The 17388-nt window shown below is 74.1% G+C and carries 13 protein-coding genes; 9 read left to right on the top strand and 4 right to left on the bottom strand.

Features of this window, described 5'->3' with window-relative positions; genetic code table 11:
- Positions 1-68: 68 nt before the first annotated feature.
- Entirely contained in the window at positions 69-965 is an 897-nt protein-coding gene (locus tag AB0L89_RS13430; RefSeq protein ID WP_365139177.1) for a serine protease, read from the top strand.
- Positions 966-978: 13 nt separating this feature from the next.
- Here the strand turns inward: AB0L89_RS13430 and AB0L89_RS13425 are convergent, their stop codons facing one another.
- Both AB0L89_RS13425 and AB0L89_RS13420 read right to left on the bottom strand, forming a co-directional pair.
- Entirely contained in the window at positions 979-2589 is a 1611-nt protein-coding gene (locus tag AB0L89_RS13425; RefSeq protein ID WP_365139174.1) for a D-aminoacylase, read from the bottom strand.
- 302 nt (positions 2590-2891) lie between these two features.
- The gene (locus AB0L89_RS13420; protein WP_365139171.1) at positions 2892-4187 is read right to left on the bottom strand and encodes an amino acid deaminase; all 1296 of its coding nucleotides are present in this window, start codon (positions 4185-4187) and stop codon (positions 2892-2894) included.
- 127 nt (positions 4188-4314) lie between these two features.
- Between AB0L89_RS13420 and AB0L89_RS13415 the strand changes: the two genes are divergently transcribed.
- From AB0L89_RS13415 to AB0L89_RS13385, 7 genes are all read left to right on the top strand, one after another.
- Positions 4315-5370, top strand: coding sequence for a sugar kinase (locus tag AB0L89_RS13415; RefSeq protein WP_365139168.1), 1056 nt, complete (start codon positions 4315-4317; stop codon positions 5368-5370).
- Complete coding sequence (locus AB0L89_RS13410; RefSeq protein ID WP_365139165.1) at positions 5367-6143, top strand: IclR family transcriptional regulator; 777 nt, start codon at positions 5367-5369, stop codon at positions 6141-6143. The genes AB0L89_RS13415 and AB0L89_RS13410 overlap by 4 nt, the downstream gene beginning before the upstream one ends.
- 7 nt (positions 6144-6150) lie before the next feature.
- Entirely contained in the window at positions 6151-6561 is a 411-nt protein-coding gene (locus AB0L89_RS13405; RefSeq protein WP_055697200.1) for a RidA family protein, read from the top strand.
- A gap of 126 nt (positions 6562-6687) precedes the next feature.
- A complete protein-coding gene (locus AB0L89_RS13400; protein WP_365139161.1) occupies positions 6688-8178 on the top strand; it encodes a gluconate:H+ symporter in 1491 nt (496 codons plus the stop codon).
- A 229-nt stretch (positions 8179-8407) separates the two neighbouring features.
- Positions 8408-9508 carry a hypothetical protein gene (locus AB0L89_RS13395; protein WP_365139158.1) on the top strand — a complete coding sequence of 367 codons (1101 nt, stop codon included), beginning with the start codon at positions 8408-8410 and terminating at the stop codon, positions 9506-9508.
- Positions 9505-10170: a hypothetical protein gene (locus AB0L89_RS13390; protein WP_365139155.1), complete on the top strand. Its 666-nt coding sequence runs from the start codon at positions 9505-9507 to the stop codon at positions 10168-10170. Before AB0L89_RS13395 ends, AB0L89_RS13390 begins: the two co-directional genes overlap by 4 nt.
- Positions 10171-10172: 2 nt before the next feature.
- Positions 10173-10826 (top strand): RES family NAD+ phosphorylase, encoded by a 654-nt coding sequence (locus tag AB0L89_RS13385; RefSeq protein ID WP_365139152.1) that lies wholly within the window; start codon positions 10173-10175, stop codon positions 10824-10826.
- 3 nt (positions 10827-10829) lie between these two features.
- On the opposite strand, the gene AB0L89_RS13380 is transcribed toward AB0L89_RS13385, so the two are convergent.
- A complete protein-coding gene (locus AB0L89_RS13380; RefSeq protein ID WP_365139149.1) occupies positions 10830-12746 on the bottom strand; it encodes a caspase family protein in 1917 nt (638 codons plus the stop codon).
- A gap of 89 nt (positions 12747-12835) precedes the next feature.
- Entirely contained in the window at positions 12836-16741 is a 3906-nt protein-coding gene (locus AB0L89_RS13375; protein ID WP_365139146.1) for a helix-turn-helix domain-containing protein, read from the bottom strand.
- Positions 16742-16901: 160 nt separating this feature from the next.
- On the opposite strand from AB0L89_RS13375, the gene AB0L89_RS13370 reads away from it, so the two are divergent.
- A complete protein-coding gene (locus tag AB0L89_RS13370) occupies positions 16902-17366 on the top strand; it encodes a phospholipase A2 (protein WP_365139143.1) in 465 nt (154 codons plus the stop codon).
- The last annotated feature ends 22 nt before the right edge of the window (positions 17367-17388 follow it).

Genomic DNA, 17388 nt, shown 5'->3' with positions numbered 1-17388 from the left:
GCACAGGGAACCCAAAGAATGCCCCTGACATCAGCACCACAGGTGTACGTCAGAGGGGGGCTCCAACGATGGGAAAGAAGTCCAAGGCTCTCGCGGGTTCACTGTGCGCGCTCGCGCTGGCCGGCGCCGGCGCGGCGCCCGCGTTCGCCGGGCACGCGGCCGAGGGGGGCGCGGCAGGCCAGGACACCCGGTCGGTACGGCAGTCTTCGGCCAAGGCGAAGGCGGTCGACTTCGCGGGCACGGTGGCACTCAGCAACTGTTCCGGCTCGGTCGTCCGCACGCCTGGGGCCAAGGCGGGCGACCCGGCACTCGTCCTCACCAACGGCCACTGCATCGAGTCCGGTTTCCCCAGGGCGGGCGAGGTCGTCGTCGACCAGCCCTCCACCCGCACCTTCAAGCTGCTGGACGCGCAGGCGAACGACGTCGCCACGCTCAAGGCGTCCAAGGTGGCGTACGCGACGATGACGGACACGGACGTCACGATCTACCAACTGACCAGCAGCTACCGCGACATCACCAAGAAGTACGGCATCGAGCCGCTGGTCCTTGACGACGCCCACCCGGTGAAGGGGCGCGCCATCACGGTCGTCTCCGGGTACTGGAAGAAGACGTACAGCTGCTCCATCGACGGGTTCGTGTACCGCCTGAAGGAGGGGGAGTGGACCTGGAAGGACTCGGTCCGCTACACCCCGGCCTGCCAGACCATCGGCGGCACCTCCGGCTCGCCCGTGATCGACCACAAGACCGGCAAGGTCACCGCGGTCAACAACACGGGCAACGAGGACGGCGAGCGCTGCACCCTCAACAACCCCTGCGAGGTCGACCGCAAGGGCACCGTGACCGTGCGCAAGGGCATCAACTACGCGCAGCAGACGTACGGGATCGTGCCGTGCGTCGGCAAGGCCAGCAGGATCGACCTTGACCGGCCGGGCTGCAAGCTGCCCCGGCCGGCCGCCGCGCGGTAACCGCCGCGCCCGCTCAGGGAGTCCGGCGTACGGCGCGTCCCGCGAGGACGTCCGTGCGCCGGCCGTCGCGCATCACGAACCGGCCGTCGATCAGGACGTGCGGAACGCCGGTGGGCAGCGTGCGGGGCGCCTCGAAGGTGGACCCCGCCGCGACCGTCTCCGGGTCGAAGAGGACCAGGTCGGCGCGGTAGCCCTCGCGGACGATGCCCCGGTCGGACAGGCGCAGCCGGGCGGCCGGGCGCGAGGTGAGGTGCGCGACGGTCTCCTCCAGCGACATGACGCCCAACTCGCGGGCGTAGCGCCCCAGATACTGCGGGAAGGTGCCGTACGCGCGCGGGTGCGGCTTGAAGCCCTGCAGGATTCCGTCGCTGCCGCCGGTGTGCACGCGGTGCCGCATGATCGCCTGGACGTTCTCCTCGTGGCCGACGTGCTGGAGGATCGTCGAGCCCAGGCGGTCGTTGATGAGCAGGCGCCGCGCGGTGACCCACGGCTCCTCGCCGCGCATCTCGGCGGACTGGGCGATCGTCTTGCCGACGCAGGAGGCGAGCCCGGGGTCGGAGACGCCGGAGATCTCGATGGTGTCCCACTCGATGGGCACGCCGTGGCAGCCGTCGGCGCCGATCACCTCCATGTGGTGGCGGATCTTCTCGGCGGTCCCGTCGTCCTGGAGGCGCGCGAGGATCGCGTCCGGGCCGCCCTCGCTGGCCCAGCTGGGCAGCATGGCCACGAGCGTCGTGCAGCCCGGGGTATAGGGGTACGTGTCCAGGGTGATGTCGGCGCCGCCGTCGAGGGCGGTGTCGAGCAGGGCGAGCAGGTCCGGCGCCTTGCCCTTGTTCACGCCGAAGTTCATGGTGGCGTGCGCGAGGTGGAGGGGGCAGTTCGCGGTGCGGGTGAGGTTCACCATCTCCTCGTACGCCTGGAGGGCGCCGGCGCCGTAGCTGCGGTGGTGCGGACAGTAGTAGCCCTGGTGGGCGGCGACGACCTTGCACAGCTCGGTGAGCTCGGAGTCGTCGGCGTACATGCCGGGTGTGTAGGTGAGCCCCGACGACATGCCGACGGCACCCTCCCGCATCCCCTCGGCGACCAGCCGGCGCATGCGGTCCAGCTCGGCGGGGGTGGCGGGGCGGTCGTCCCAGCCGACGGCGTACATGCGGACGGTGCCCTGGGGGATGAGGTAGGCGGCGTTCACCGCGATGCCGTGGCCGCCGTGGGCGGAGTCCAGGGCGTCGAGGTAGCCGCCGACCGTGCGCCAGGTGAAGTCGATGTCGCTGCCGTCGCCGTTCCAGCCGGTGATGGCCTGGCGGACCTGGGCGAGGGTGCGGTCGTCCACGGGCGCGTAGCTGAGGCCGTCCTGGCCGATGACCTCCAGGGTGACGCCCTGGGCCGCCTTCGCGCTGTGGTCGGGGTCCCTGAGGAGGGCGAGGTCGCTGTGCGCGTGCATGTCGATGAAGCCGGGCGCCAGGGCGAGCCCCTGGGCGTCCAGGGTGACGGCACCTGAGGGGCGGGGGCCCTCGCCCTCCTTGTGGATGGCGGTGATCCTGCCCTCGTGTACGGCGACGTCGGCGCGGTAGGAGGCACCTCCGGTGCCGTCGATGACGCGTGCGTCCCGGATGACCAGGTCCATGGGGTGCCTCTCCTCTGCGTTCGGCTTTCGGCCGTTTGGTGGTGCGCCCGGCCCTCCGGCCGGGTCTGGTTGTCCCACCCGCTCCACCCGTGCGACTCCGTCGCCGGGTGCGGGTGGCCCCCGTGGCAGCATCTCGCCGTCGGTGTGCGCGGTCCGCCCCTGTGGCGGACCCGGCCCCTGCTCCAGCCGTACGGTGCGGGGCCGACGGGTGGGCGGGAGTGATCCGCCGCGGAGCGGCGGGACGGGAATCCCGCCCACCACGGTCAGTGGGCCACGAACGGAATGCCCGCCCAAGCCCCCGGTCAGAAATACGTGCGGATGTAGTCCGTGACCGTCCCGTCCGCCTCCACCAGGGGAATCAACTGCCACTTGTCGAACGCCGTGCACGGGTGCGACAGGCCCATTCCCAGCCAGTCGCCCACGGCGAGGTCCGCCTCCGGGGACGTGCGCAGCCACCCGTGCTGGTCGGAGAGGCCGGAGACCGTGACCCCGGTCGCGGCCCGCTCCACCCCGTCCCGCCGCACGACCTGCGCCTCCGGCAGGTCCAGGTCGTACGCCGCGTCCCGCTTGCCCGCGTTGGTGAACGCCTGCTCGGCGGAGGGCCGCGACACCACCTGCGCCCACAGGCGGAAGGCCGGCTCCAGCGCGCCCTCCTCCGGGACCCGGTTGAAGGGCGTCAGATGCCGGTAGTGGCCGTCGTCGTGCGAGACGTACGCACCCGAGCGCAGCAACTTCAGTACGGGTGCGGAGAGTTCGGGGAGCTCCGCGAAGACCGCCGCGACCGCGTCGAACCAGGCGCTGCCGCCCGCGCTGACCACGACCTCCGGCAGATCCGCGAACCGCCCCGCCTTGTCGAACTCCGCGAGCAGCGCGGTGAGCCGGCGCAGCCACGCCGTGACCGTCTCGGTGGAGGCCTCCGGTACCTCGCCCTCGTACCCGGCGATGCCCACGAGCCGCAGCGTGTCCGCGCCCGCGACGGCGTTGGCGATCTCGAAGCACTCGGCCTCGGTCCGCGCGCCGGTGCGCGCGCCCTCGCCCGCCGCCAGCTCGACGACCACGTCGACGGGGCGGGTGGCGCCCGCCGCGCCGAGGGCGGCGTGCATCAGCTCGACGCCGCGTACGGAGTCGACGTAGCAGATGAAGCGGAAGGAGGGGTCGGCGTCCAGCTCGGCGGCGAGCCAGCGCAGCGCCGCCGCGTCGACGAGTTCATTGGCGAGGAAGATCCGGCCGATGCCGAACCGCCGTGCCACGCGCACCTGGTGGGGGACCGCGAGCGTGATGCCCCAGGCGCCGCGCTCCAGCTGGCGGGCGAACAGCTGCGGGGCCATCGACGTCTTGCCGTGCGGGGCGAAGGCGAGGCCGTGCCGCTCGGCGTAGGTCTCCATGAGGGCGAGGTTGTGCTCCAGGCGCTCGGCGGAGAGCGCGAGGACCGGGGTGGTGAAGCCGTCCGTGAAGAGGTTCCTGCGCTGGGCCGCGAGCTCGCCGACGGTGAGGCCCTCGGCGTCCGGCGGCAGTCCCTTGAAGCGGTGGTCGACCCGCTCGTCCGCGAGCGCGGCCAGCGGATCGGCGGGACGTTCGACGGCGTTGTCGGCGGCCATGGGCGCCTCCTCCAGGAGTGCGTTGCAGCATGTGCAACAGTCATTGCGTATGTCGCTTACTGCTGTCTAACATCCCAGCCAACGCCGGGTCAACGGATCCGGAAGCCGGTGAGGAGTGAGATCGGACGTGACCGCACAGGCAGCACAGGACGCCCGGCCCCCGGAGCCCGTGGACGTCGTCGCGCTCGGCGAGTCCATGGTCACCTTCGTGCCCACGCGTCCGGGACGCCTCGCCGACGTGCCCTCCTTCGAGCGCGGCATCGGCGGCGCCGAGTCGAACGTCGTCTGCGCGCTCGCCGCCGCCGGGCACACCACCCGCTGGGTCAGCCGCGTCGGCGCCGACGGCTTCGGCGACCACCTCGTGCGGACCGTCGCCGGGTACGGCGTCGACACCTCCGCCGTGCGCCGCGACCCGGACCGCCCGACCGGCATCTACTTCCGCACGGCGGGCGACCGCGCCACCGACGCGCACGAGGTCGCCTACTACCGCGCCGGGTCCGCCGCCTCCGCGATGTCCACGGCCAACCTCGACCGGGCCGCGCTGCGCTCCGGACGGCTGCTGCACCTGTCCGGGATCACCGCCGCGCTCTCGGCCGACTGCCTGGAGCTGATGAGCACTCTGGTCGACCCCGCCGCCGGCGCGGACGGCGTCTCCTTCGACGTCAACCACCGCCCCGGCCTGTGGCGGCGGCCGGGCGACGCGCGCGTCCTGCTCGACCTGGCGCGCGGCGCCGACCTCGTCTTCGTCGGCGAGGACGAGGCCGACGAGGCCTGGGGCATCACCGGCGGGCCCGACGCGATCCGCGAGGCCCTGCCCGAGCCGCAGCTCCTCGTCGTCAAGCGGGGCGCCGAGGGCGCCGTCGCCTTCGGCACGGACACCGGACGCCACGAGGAGCCCGCGCCGCGCGTCGACGTCGTCGCGGCCGTCGGGGCCGGGGACGCCTTCGCCGCCGGGTTCCTCTCCGCGACCCTGCGGGGGCTGCCCGTCGGGCAGCGGCTGCGCCACGGCCACCTCATGGCCGCCGCCGCCCTCACCGTCCCCGGCGACCTCGCCACGCCACCGGCCCGGAGCCACGCCGACCGCCTCGCCGCCCTCGACGCGGACACCTGGGAGAGACTGCACCTCGGCCCAGGCTGGACGACAGCCGACGACCAGGCCGAGGAGGAGGTACCCACCCCATGAGCCAGACCGTCGACCGCGCTCTCTCGATCCTGCCGCTGCTCGCCGAGGGCCCCGCCGACCTCGGCCAGGTCGCCGACCGGCTCGGCGTCCACAAGTCCACGGCGCTCAGACTGCTGCGCACCCTGCTGGAGCACGGCCTGGTCTTCCGCCAGTCCGACCAGCGCTACCGCCTCGGCGCCCGGCTGTTCGCGCTCGCCCAGGAGGCCGTCGAGAACCTCGACGTGCGCGAGATCGCCCACCCCCACCTCCTCGCCCTCAACGAGAAGTGCGGCCACACGGTCCACCTCGCCGTCTACGAGGAGCAGGAGGTCGTCTACATCGACAAGGTCGAGAGCCGCTACCCGGTGCGGATGTACTCCCGCATCGGCAAGCCGGTGGCCATCACCGTCGCCGCCGTCGCCAAGCTGCTGCTCTCCGACTTCCCTGAGGCCGAGCGCCGCGCCATCGCGGAGAAGCTCGACTACCCCACCTACACGTCCCGTTCGACGCCCAACGCCGCTGCCTTCCTGAGGGAGCTGGACAAGGTGCGCGAACAGGGCTGGGCCACCGACCTCGGTGGCCACGAGGAGTCCATCAACTGCATCGGGGCCCCCATCCGCGGTGCGGACGGGCGTGTCGTCGCCGCCATGTCGGTCTCCGCGCCGAACGTCGTCGTCACCGCCGAGGAACTCCTCAGCCTGCTCCCGCTGGTCCGTCGCACGGCGGACGCCATCAGCCGGGAGTACTCGGGCGGTGTGCCCGATGCGAAAACCACCCCTCTCAAGGAAGCCTGAACAGCCCATGACCGAGAAGATCGCCCTCACCCCGGCCACCCACACCACCCCGCCCGCGAAGTTCTCCCACGGCGTGAAGAAGGGCAACATCCTTCAGGTCGCCGGCCAGGTCGGCTTCCTCCCGGCCGAGGAGGGCAAGGCCCCCACCCCCGCGGGCCCCACCCTGCGCGAGCAGACCCTCCAGACCTTCGCCAACGTCAAGGCGATCCTCGAAGAGGGCGGCGCGACCTGGGACGACGTGATGATGATGCGCGTCTACCTCACGGACGTGGACCACTTCGCCGAGATGAACCAGATCTACAACGAGTACTTCGAGGAGCAGGGCCTGAAGGCCCCGGCCTCCGCCCGCACCACGGTCTACGTGGGGCTGCCCAAGGGCCTCCTCATCGAGATCGACGCGCTCGCCGTCCTGAGCTGACGCAGCCCGTCCCCTGACCCACCCCCAGCAAGCCGTTCGTCGTCACGGCGCGGCGCCTCACCCGCACGAGGCGCCGTGCCGCGATCCCCCCTGCCCCGAAAGCCCCATGCACTTACGAGGTCGACGATGTCCCCGTTCCACACCGCCGTGCTCGCGGCCGCCCCCGCCGCCGAGGAACCACCCCACACCGGCGGTCTCCTCACCCTGATCGACGGCACGGCCGGTCTCCTGACCGTCGCCGCGCTCGGCATCCTCCTTCTGCTCTTCCTGATCATCAAGGTCAGGCTGCAGCCCTTCGTGGCGCTGCTCGCGGTCTCCATAGCCGTCGGCCTGTCGGCCGGGCTCTCCGTCACCGAGCTCTTCGGCACCGTCCAGAAGTCCGACGCCGTCTCCGTCATCGAGTCCGGCATGGGCGGCATCCTCGGCCATGTGGCGATCATCATCGGCCTCGGCACGATGCTCGGCGCGATCCTGGAGGTCTCCGGCGGCGCCGAGGTACTGGCCTCCCGGCTGCTGGGCCTCTTCGGCGAGAAGCGCGCCCCGCTCGCGATGGGCCTGACGGGTCTGATCTTCGGCATCCCCGTCTTCTTCGACGTCGGCATCTTCGTCCTCGCGCCGATCGTGTACGCGGCGGCCAAGCGCTCCGGCAAGTCGATCCTGCTCTACTGCCTCCCCCTGCTCGCGGGTCTCTCCATGACCCACGCGTTCCTGCCCCCGCACCCCGGCCCCGTGGCCGCCGCCGGTCTGCTGAAGGTGGACCTCGGCTGGGTCATCCTCATGGGCATCGTCTGCGGCATCCCGGCCGTCCTCGCCGCCTGGGTGTTCTCCGCGTGGATCGGCAAGCGCATCTTCGTGCCCGTGCCGCAGGACATGGTCGAGGCCGCCGACGAGGCGAAGGCCGCGGTCGTCGCCGAGCAGCGCGCCGCGGGAGTGCAGCCGAGCGAGAAGCCGGTCCCGCTGGGCACGGTCTTCGCGATCATCGGTACGCCGCTGCTGCTCATCCTGCTCGCGACGTTCTCCTCGATCGCCTTCGACCCCTCCACGCTCCGCTCGGTCATCGAGTTCTTCGGCAGCCCCTTCGTCGCCCTGACGATCGCGCTGCTCATGGCGTACTACCTGCTGGGCATCCGGCGCGGCTGGTCGCGCAAGTCCCTGGAGACGGTGTCGACCTCGTCCCTCAAGCCGGTCGGCAACATCCTCCTGGTGGTCGGCGCGGGCGGCATCTTCGGCGCCGTCCTCAAGGCCAGCGGCGTCGCCAAGGCCCTCTCGGACACCTTCCAGGACGTGGGCCTGCCGATCATCGTCCTCGCCTACCTGCTCTCCCTGATCCTGCGCGTGGCCCAGGGCTCGGCGACGGTCGCGATCGTCACCACGGCCGGCATCGTCGCGCCCCTGCTCTCCGAGGGCGACTACTCCCAGGCCTTCGTCGCCCTGGTCATCATGGCCATCTCGGCGGGCTCCATCTTCGCCTCGCACGTCAACGACGGCGGCTTCTGGATGGTCGCCAAGTACTTCGGCATCTCCGAGCGGGACACGCTGAAGACGTGGACGGTCCTGGAGTCGGTCCTCTCGGTGGCCGGGTTCGCGGTGGCGGCGGTGGTCAGCCTGTTCGTGTAGGGCGCGGGATCCTCCCGTCCGCGAGGATCCTCCGCACGTGATCAGGGGCATCCGGCAGTGCGCCGGGTGCCCCTGAGTGCTGTGTGCGCGGCGGTCGTACGCCCGGCAAACGGCCCGCAACTGCCCTGCGGGCGACCGGAGTTCGACCGGCTCCTCGTGTGCAATGGATGTCGGAGGGAGAACCCGAACGGGCTTGTGATGCGGATGACCCGGTGCGATCCTTGCCGCCATGTCAGCCGCACCTCGCCTGCCCGACTACGGACCAGTGCTAGAGGAGGTGAGGAAAGTGCGACGGGCCGGTGTCGTCAGGCTACGTGAGATCGATACGCCGGAGCTGCGGCGCATCGCCGGGCAACTCCCGGGTGCCGACGGCGGGTCGACCGGCACCACCGTCGAGGGGCTGCTGCGCACCGCCGTCACCGGGATCGGCGGGGGCAGCCTCCAGACCGCCGCCGAGTACACCCTCGGCCTCGCCCAGGGCACCCGCGACTGGCCGGCCGCCGACCGCAGGCGACGGGCCGCGCAGGTGTACGGCGTCAGCGTGGAGCGGTTCCGCAAGCACCACGAGCTGATGGTGCTCGGCCAGATCGCCGAGCAGGTCGTCGCGCTCGCCGTCACCGCCCCCGCGCGCGCCGACGGCACGGCCACGGCCCCGCTGCCCGCCGCGCACCGCACGATCCGGCTGTCCCTTGACGGCAGGACCGTCGTCCTCACCGTGCACGTCCACTCGGTGGACCTGCTGCGCGACGTGGACGTCGTCGTCTCGCCCTCCAACACGTACTTCGCGCTGCCCGCCGCCTACAAGTCGTCGGTCTCGGCGACCCTGCGGCGGGCCGGCGCCCTCAAGGACCCCGCGGGGGGACTCGTCGAGGACCACGTCCACGACGAGCTACGGGGGTGGGCCGCCCGGCACGGGGCACCGGGCCGGGCGGCCCTTCCGGGCACCGTCGTCGCCACCTCATCCGGCGCGCTCGCCGGACAGGGCGTGCGGCGCATCTACCACGTGGCCGTGGCCGTGCCCCGGCCCGAGACCAACGACTACGACGTGCAGCCCGCCGACGTCACGCGCGGCGTGGCCCGCGCCTTCGCGCTGCTCGCCGAGGAGGCGCGGGCGAGCGAGCCGCCGCTCACCTCCATCGCACTGCCGCTGCTCGGTGCCGGCCGCGGCGGGCTCCCGCCGCTGGAGAGCTTCGGCGCGCTCTGGGCGGCCGTGGAGGCCGAACTCGCCCGCGGCGCCGACTGGGACGTCCACTTCGTCGTACGCCGCCACGCCCGCGCCGACCTCATCGAGAGGCTGCTCGCGGGGCTCGCAGACCGGGGGAATCCGTGAATCCGTACGCCGTGCTCGCGGCCGCCGCCGCGCTCTGGGACCGCATCGCCGACCGGCTCGACCAGCCGCTGCGCGACCGCCTCGCCGCGCTCCTCGGCGTCGTGCGCAGAAGCGGCGACGAGGCGATCCGGCGCGACGCGGCCGACCGGGCCGCGGGGCTGCTGCGGGAGCGGCTGCCGGACGAGTTCGACGCGGGCGGCGGGGCGCGCCTGGCGCCGGACACCCGGCCCGAGGCCGGTGCCGAGGACCTCAGCTACCAGGGCTTCCGCGTCGAGGACCTCGCCGTGCTCCTGATCGACGGCCACCGCATGGTCGGCCCCGTGCTCGGCCCGGTCCGTGAACGGCTGCTGGCCGCGCCCGCGCTGGACGCCGACACCGTGCTGCGGCACGGCGGCAACCCCTTCGCGCCCGAGCTGATCCGGCTGCCCGGCGCCGGCGGCCTGCCGCGGCTGCCGCGCTTCCAGTTCTCCGAGGACACGATGCCCTGGCTGATCGTCCTTGAGGTCAACACGCTGCTCACCGCCGACCGCGACCCCTGGGGCGCCGCCGACTGGTGGCTGTCGGCCAACGCCTGGCTCGGCACCCCGCCCGCCGACCTCCTCGGCACCGGCCGCGACCGTCAACTCGTGGACACCGCGCGCTTCTTGATGGAGGGTGAGTAGCCGTGCCCCACTACCGCCCGCCCGAGGAGCTGACGGCCAGCCCCACCAAGGTCACCTTGGCGCGCGGCACCGTCCTGCACCGCGTGCACTCCGCGCGCCGGCCCGGCACCGCCTTCAACCCGCGCCCCGCGCACTGCCTGTACGGCGGCGGCCGCTTCGACGCCACGCCCTGCGACCCGTACGGCTTCCTCTATGCCGGGCTCAACCGCGAGGCCGCGGTCTGCGAGACGCTGCTGCGCTCAGTGCCGTTCGACCCGTCGGGCGCCCCGCGCCTGCTGCCGCGCGTGAGCATGCGCGGCAGGCGCCTGACCACGCTGCGGCTCACCGCCGAGGTGACCGTCGTCTCCCTGATGTCCGCCCAGGACCTGGCGGGCGTCCACCAGGACGGCTGGCTGGTGCAGACCGAGGCGGCCGACTACGCGTACACCCGCGACTGGGCCCACTGGATCCGGCACCACACCGACCCGTGGGCCCAGGGCTTCGTCTGGCCCTCGAAGCGCGAGCCGGGCGACCGCACGGTCGTCCTCTTCGGCGACCGCTGCCCCCGCGGCGTCGTCGACGCCGCCGAGGACGAGGCGATCGACTTCGACACGGCCGAGGGCGAGGAGTGGCTCGACTCGGTGCTGCGGCTCTATCACGCGCGGGTGGCGCCGTGAGCGCTACGGCACGACCGTCCGCACCGGGACCGTGAGCGTCGTCCAGCGCCCCGGCGCGCCCGCGCCGGTCCGCCGGAACTCCCGTACCGCGTGCGGCCGCAGGCGCAGCACCCCGTCGTCGGCCGAGAACCCGTCGGTGCGGGACGCGGTGCCCCGCGGGTCCCAGGGGGGCAGCCGGAACGGCAGCGTGTTCAGCTCGCCCTCGGCGACGACGAGCTTGAGCCAGTCCCGTGCCTGGGCGCCCGGCACGGCGGGCCTGTCCCTCGGCAGGGACAGCCGCACCGGCTCGCCGTCCAGCGCGTGGCCGATGCCGCCCGGCCCGATGAAGTGCCCCGGATACAGCTCGGGGTCGGCGGCGTAGCGGTCGGTCAGGTCCAGGAGCAGGCACCACAGCGTCCGGTCGGGGGAGCGGTTGCGCAGCCGGACCGTGACCAGGGGGCCCCGCGGTCCTTCGGGGCCGCGCGTGTAGGGGCAGACGATCTCCCCGCTGCCGTCGGGCAGCAGCGGTCCGCCGTCCGGCGCGTCCCACGGCGTGATCTCCACCCGGACCAGCCCGTCCAGGAGCGAGGGGCGCGGTGTGAGGTCCCGCAACTGGTGCCAGCGCGCGAGATGGACGAGGCAGTCGGCCACGCGCGCGGCGTCGTCGCGGCCCCTCAGCGGCAGCGGCTCGACGAACGGGGTGCCGTCGCGGCGCAGCACGTGCGCCGACGGGCCGCGCACCACCACCCGGAAGTGCAGATCGGCGGCCTCCCGCGCGGTGGCCACCACCCGCAGCAGTGGGGAGGCGGTGGTGACGGCTTCGTCCAACACACCGGAGAGGTCCGGTCGTTCGCTGGTGTCGAGCGCCGCCGTCGCCGGGGGAGCGGCGAGCGCCGAGAGCGCCACCGGGTAGACGCGTCCGGCGGACGGCGTCCAGTCCACGGGGTCGACGAGCGTGCGGTGGCCGTGCACGGCCCGGGCCCGGACGGTACCGGGGGCAGCCGCCGCTTCGGGAGGCCCTGCTTCGGGAAGCCCTCCTTCGGGAAGCACCGTGAACTCCGTCCCCGAGGCGCCCGCGCCGTCCCGCAGCCCGTGCCCGCTGCCACAGTCCACCTCCCAGCCCGCCGGTCCGTACCGCAGCAGATGAGGGCTGGGGGTGCGCGCGACGGCGCCGCCCAGGAACGGCCGGTCGGCCACGCCGTCGGCCTCCGCCGGGTACAGCACCGGCTGCTGGCCGCCCCCGGACCGCTGGAGCCGGGCGTCGGCGGCCGCCAGGATCCGGCGGTACGTCGCGTCGGGCCCCGCCTCCCGCAGGGCGCCGAGCAGCGCGTGGGTGAACGCGCCGTGCCTGCGGCCCCCGAAGTACCCCTCGTACGACAGCTGGTTGAGCCTGCTGGCGGCCAGGAGCACATGGCGCGGCGGACCGTCGGGGACCAGCGCCTCCCGCGCCCCCGCGAGTTCCCACTCCGGCTCCGGCGGCGTACAGCGGGCGGTGAGGTCCGCGTCCCGCGTCGCGCCTCCCGAGTAGCAGCAGTCGAGGACTGCCGCGGTGTGCGCGCCGCCGGCCGCGACCGCGTCGAGCAGGGCGCCCAGGCGCTTGTCCGGCAGCGGCCCGTCCACGCAGACGACGGCCTGGTTGTGACCGGTGGCCTCGACGAGCAGGTCCGCGCCCGTGGCCCGGGACTGCGTGCCGTGCCCGGAGAACCAGAACAGCGCCGTGTCGTCGGGGCCCGCCGCCCCCAGGTGGTGCTCGATCGCGTCCGTGACGGCGGCGGTCGTCGCGTCGGCGTTCAGCAGCGTCCGTACGTCCGCCGAGCCGCCCGTGCGGCCGGTGAGCAGTCGCCGGGCCGCCACGATGTCGTTGACGCACCCGGTGAGCGGGAGCGCCGTCCGCGACGGATAGTCGTCGACGCCCACCAGGAGCGCGTAGATCTTCCCCATGGGCCAGAGTCTGACAGCCGCGCACGATCACCCGCAGCCCGTGGCGGGTCGTGAACAGGGCTTCTTGCGGCCGGAGTCGGGGCGCCCGCTCACCGGCACGTCTCGTGGAAGGGCGCGTCCGGAATGTGCTTCCTCCACTCACCCGCCGAAAAGCCCCCCTCCGTCCGCCCGCACACCCGGTCCACCAGATACGCGTGGTCGATGCGGTACGCGAAGGACGGCGTGTGTTCGCCCGTGGCCAGGACCGTCGTGCCGTCGTGGGTGAAGGCGAGGGCGCGGACCGTGTCGCCGGGGGTGGGCAGGGAGGCGACCAGGAGGCGGCTGGAGGGGATGTCGTACAGCGCGACGCGGCCGCCGTCGTCGCCCACGGCGAGCGTCGTGCCGTCCCGGCTGAACGCCAGCGCGGTCACCGGGGATCCGGCGCCGTCGCCCGTCACCGTGAACGTGCCGGGCAGGTCGGCGATCAGACGGGTGCCGTCGCCGTTCCACAGGGCGACCCGGCCGGTGTGTCCGCCGCCCGCGAGCAGGGTGCCGTCGGGGCTGAACGCGTAGCGGTGGGCACCCTGCGACGCGAGCGGGGAGCGGGCGGGCCTGCGGCCCGAGGGGAGCCGGAAGAGACCCCCGCCGTCCGCGGCGTACGCGTCGTCGGGGCGGACCACCAGATGACTGTGACCCGGTGAGAGTCCGCTCAGCGCGACGGGCGCGGCCTCGGCCGCGGCGCCCGCGCGCAGCTCCGTCTGTTCGAGACGCGCACCGCTCTCGCGGCGGGCCAGCAGCGCGCCGCCGTCCGCCGTCAGGGCGAGGTCGGTCACGTCCTCCTCCCTGCGGCCCGCGCGGGCCAGCACGTGCCGGCTCCGCTCGCGTCCCTCCCGTACGTCCCACACGCGCACGGTCTGCGGACGGTCGCGACGGTCGTAGTCGTGGCGGGCCCGGATGCCGTGGGCCAGGCGGAGCCCGTCGGCGCTGAACGACATCAGCACGTCGCAGCTGCGCTCCGCCCGGTCCACGTCGCCCGGCCCGGACAGGCCGCAGTCCTCGGCGGCGAGGCGGCGGGTCTTCGCCCCGGAGCGGGTGGGCCGCAGCTCGAAGCGCATCCGGCCGCCGTCCCTGCGGGCCACCGCGAGCTGTCCGCCGTCGGGGCCGTACTGCGCCTCGACGACCGTGTCGCGCCGCCAGGCCGGGGTCAGGGCGTTGCCGAGCGCGAGCGTGCGCACCGTCGTGCCGTCCTCGACGTAGCGGACGGCGCGGTCCTCGGTGTCGATCCGCAGCTGCGTGGCGGAGCCGCCGTTGAGGGAGTGCCGGTAGACCGGCCGCCGCGGGTCGGCGGTGCGCCACACGAGGACCTCCTCGTCGGTGGTGACGCCGAGGAACGCGCCGTCCGCGCTGAACGCGACGCTCGCGTGGACCGGCGAGACGCGCCACGACGTCCCCCGTGCGAGGTCCCAGGCGCGGACCGTGTCCCCGACGGAGGCCAGGAACCGGCCGCTCGGGTCGAGGACGACGAGGTGCCCGAGCCGCTCGTCGCCGCACACCGCCCGCCGCTCCCCGCGCGAGAGCCCCGACGGCGGGGCGGGGGACCGCCCGTCGACGGCATGGATCTCCAGCGCCTGCGGGCCGCCGGGCTCGACGGCCCGGCAGAACGCCAGGACCCGGTCGGCACGGCCGAGGACGGGCTCGGCGACGTCCGCGTACGGGGTGAGGGCCATGCGGCGCGCGACACGGCCGCTCGCCGTCTCCAGCACGCGGATCGACCCGAGGTCGTGGACGACGACATGGCGCCCGGTGGGGGAGAAGGACGCCGGTGCGTACGGCGAGGCGAACGCGGGACCCACGGGGGACGCGGTCCGCGCGTCGTACACCCGCGACCGGCCGCCCTCGCCGAGGACGAGCCGCCGCCCGTCCGCCGACAGGTCCTGCACCTGCCGCCCCCGGTGCCGGACCCGGCCCACCCGCTCGTGCCGCACGACGTCCCACACGTGGATGTCGCGCGCGTCCCGCGTGAGCACGACGCGGCCGTCGGCGCTGAGGTGCGCGCCGTGGAACCCGTCGTCGGCCTCGCCCACCGGCGGGCGGTACGCGTCCTGTTCGGGCTGGGCCGCCGAGGCCATCAGCGCCGCCTCGGCCTCCGGGCCCGGGTGCAGGTGCCAGGCCGCCACGCTCATCCGCATCGCCTCCACCGGGTGGGTGTAGCGCAGGCTCTCCGCGCGGGAGGCGAGCCGGCGCGAGGCCGCCTCGACGTCCCGCCGGACGCGGTCCTCGTGCTGCTGCCAGGCGGTGACACCGGCGAGCAGCATCAGGACCGTGAGCACGACCAGGCCCACCCGGGCGCCGCGCCGCCTGCGCGCCTGCCGTCCCTCGGCCGCGCGGGACGCGGTGAGGAAGCGACGCTCCGGAGTCGCGGGGCCCAGGTGCGTGCCGGCCAGCGCGTCGGCGGCCAGGGCCAGTTGGGTGCCGCGGTACAGCGCCGCCGGGTCGTGCCCGCAGCCCGCCCAGGCCTCGGCGGCCTCGGTCAGCCGCTGCCGGTCGCGCAGCAGCGCCCGGTCGGCGTCGATCCACTCGCGCAGCCGGGGCCAGGCCGACAGGAGGGCCTCGTGGGCGAGTTGCACGCCGTCGGCGTCCAGCGTGAGCAGCCGGGCCCCGGCGAAGGCGGCGACGACGCGGCGCGTGGTGTCCGCGCCGGGCGGCAGGGCGGCCAGGTGGTCGGGGGAGACCCGCCGCCGGGTGCCCTGCCCGCCCGGTCCGACGCGGACCAGGCTCAGCAGGACGTGCCGGGCGGCGGCGCGTTCGGCCGGGCCGAGGCCGCAGTACACCCGCTCGGCGCTCGCCTCGACCGCGCCGCGGATGCCGCCGGTGAGCCGGTAGGCGGCGACGCTCATCAGGCCGTCCCGCTCGTCGCGCCGCTGCCAGGTGGCCAGCAGCGCGTGGGCGAGCAGGGGCAGTGTGCCCGCGTCGTGCGGCGGCGCGGTGTCGCCGTGGACGCCGAGGTCGGCCAGGAGGAGGTCGCCGAGGCCGGGGTCCAGGACGAGGCCCGCGCGCCGGGCCGGGCCCTCGATCGCCTCGCGCAGCTCGTCCCGGGACATCGGCCCGAGCGGCAGCTGTCCGTCGCGCAGCGCGGCGACCAGGCGGGGGTGCTCCAGACAGGCGGCGTAGAAATCGGCGCGGACACCGATGACGACCAGCACGGGCGGCTCTCCGGAGCCCTCGGCGGGCGCGGCCAGCGCGCACAGGAGGTCGATGAACCACCGCCGCTCCGCCTCGTCCGGGCACAGGGTGAAGACCTCCTCGAACTGGTCGGCGACCAGCACGAGTCCGCCGCCCGCGCGCCGGGTGCCGGCCGCGGTCAGGGCGGCGCGCACCGACACGGCGTACGACTCCGCGGAGCCGTGGTCGTACGCGGCCTCGGGCGGCTTGCGGTCCGTCACCTCCGCGAGCGCCGCGGCGAGGCCGTCGCGGGGGCGGGCGCCGGGGGCGAAGCAGACCACCGGCCACGACCGGGAGCCCGGCACCGGCAGCGCGCCGCGCGCCACGGCGGGGCCGAGCCCGGCCCGCAGCAGCGAGGACTTGCCCGCCCCCGAGGGCCCGACGACCACGACGGGCCCCGGCGCGCGCAGCCGCTCGGCGAGGCGGGACACCAGCGCGGCGGTGGCCCGTTCGCGGCCGAAGAACCACGCGGCGTCGTCCGCGCCGAAGGCGGCGAGGCCGGGATAGGGGCACGGGCCCTGGCCCGGCCCGGCGGCCCGGGGCGGGGCGAGGGCGATCAGCTCGCCGCCCGCCTCCAGGGCCTCGTCGCAGACGCGGGCCAGCTCGGCGGTGGGCGGCTTCTGCCCGTTCTCGGCCTTGCTCAGATAGCCCCTGCTGTAGTGCGCGACGCGGGAGAGGTCCGCGAGGGACATGCCCCGGTCGGCGCGCAGCCGCCGCAGGCACGCGCCGAAACTCTCCTCCTGACGCGGGCCGATGCCCAGGTCAGCTGGTGTTTCCCGTTTCCCGTCGGGCAAGGCGACAGGCACCTCCTTGGCCGGCCGTGCCGGGTGCCCCACGCTGGGACCCGGCAACGCTGCGTCACCGGAAAGCTACGCAGCGAAGTCGCCGGGTGTGGGCGTTCCGCACCCGCCACCTCCTATGGAGTGATCGACTCCACTCACGAAGGGATCTGTCATGCGTGCACGTATCGCCCTGCGCAAGGCCTTCCTCGCGGCCACCGCATGTCTCGCGCTGGCGGCCGGGGCCTCCCCCTCGCCCGCTGCCGCCGACGACATCCGGGCCGAGGCCGACCGTCTCATGGGCCTCAGCCGGATCGATTTCGTCAACCACCCGAAGAACCCGCCGTTCGACTGGGAGAACGACGGCTGCACGTGGTGGCCGGACGGCGTCTTCTTCGAGGCCTGTGCGCAGCACGACTTCGGCTACCGCAACTACGGCAACCACGGCTCCACCGGGCTCAGGCTGAGTCCCACGCCGGAGACCAAGGCGTGGATCGACGAGCGCTTCTGGCACCAGATGCGGGCCGCCTGCATCGAGAACTACCCCGAGGGCAGCACCGAGCGGAACTGGTGCCTCGGCGAGGCGAAGGTCATGTACGACGGCCTCTCGGCCGGCATCGGCAAGGACGCCTTCTTCTAGGCCGCCCGCCGGACCCGGGCGC

This window comes from Streptomyces sp. NPDC052114 (genome assembly GCF_040680155.1).
GTDB lineage: Bacteria > Actinomycetota > Actinomycetes > Streptomycetales > Streptomycetaceae > Streptomyces.
This window is presented reverse-complemented; position numbering and strand designations above follow the sequence as displayed.

Coding starts and splice junctions, on each gene's coding strand:
- AB0L89_RS13430 (WP_365139177.1), top strand. CDS start 69: ATGGGAAAGAAGTCCAAGGCTCTCGCGGGTTCACTGTGCGCGCTCGCG.
- AB0L89_RS13425 (WP_365139174.1), bottom strand. CDS start 2,589: ATGGACCTGGTCATCCGGGACGCACGCGTCATCGACGGCACCGGAGGT.
- AB0L89_RS13420 (WP_365139171.1), bottom strand. CDS start 4,187: ATGGCCGCCGACAACGCCGTCGAACGTCCCGCCGATCCGCTGGCCGCG.
- AB0L89_RS13410 (WP_365139165.1), top strand. CDS start 5,367: ATGAGCCAGACCGTCGACCGCGCTCTCTCGATCCTGCCGCTGCTCGCC.
- AB0L89_RS13405 (WP_055697200.1), top strand. CDS start 6,151: ATGACCGAGAAGATCGCCCTCACCCCGGCCACCCACACCACCCCGCCC.
- AB0L89_RS13400 (WP_365139161.1), top strand. CDS start 6,688: ATGTCCCCGTTCCACACCGCCGTGCTCGCGGCCGCCCCCGCCGCCGAG.
- AB0L89_RS13395 (WP_365139158.1), top strand. CDS start 8,408: ATGTCAGCCGCACCTCGCCTGCCCGACTACGGACCAGTGCTAGAGGAG.
- AB0L89_RS13380 (WP_365139149.1), bottom strand. CDS start 12,746: ATGGGGAAGATCTACGCGCTCCTGGTGGGCGTCGACGACTATCCGTCG.
- AB0L89_RS13370 (WP_365139143.1), top strand. CDS start 16,902: ATGCGTGCACGTATCGCCCTGCGCAAGGCCTTCCTCGCGGCCACCGCA.